Here is a 349-nt window from a genome sequence, read left to right on the forward strand (position 1 = left end):
GTGCTCGATGAGATGGTCTCCTCCCTCTCCCTCTACGGCGTCGTGATGCGCCAGAGGAAATAGATGCTAAACATCTATTGAGAAACGAGAAGAGACAGGAGGAGACCATGAACAAATCTACGACAATCGGTATCGATCTGGCAAAGACTGTGTTCTTCGTTGTGGTATTGGACCAACGGGGCAAACAGGCTCGACGCAAGAAGCTCCGTCGCAGCGAGCTTCTGCCGTTTCTGGCGAACTATCCCGAAGCGATGATTGCCATGGAGGCCTGCTCGGGTGCCCATTATTGGGCCAGGGAGATGGAGTCGCTGGGGCATGTGGTCGAGCTGCTGCCAGCGCAGCACATCAA

Annotated in this window: 1 pseudogene; it reads left to right on the plus strand. The window is 55.0% G+C overall.

The features are described 5' to 3' along the window. Positions 1 to 107: 107 nt before the first annotated feature. A pseudogene (locus tag VF673_RS15015) lies at positions 108 to 349 on the plus strand (IS110 family transposase); the annotation flags it as partial.

Origin of the sequence: Halopseudomonas sp. Lyrl_26 (assembly GCF_051948695.1) — a bacterium.
Lineage (GTDB): Bacteria > Pseudomonadota > Gammaproteobacteria > Pseudomonadales > Pseudomonadaceae > Halopseudomonas > Halopseudomonas formosensis.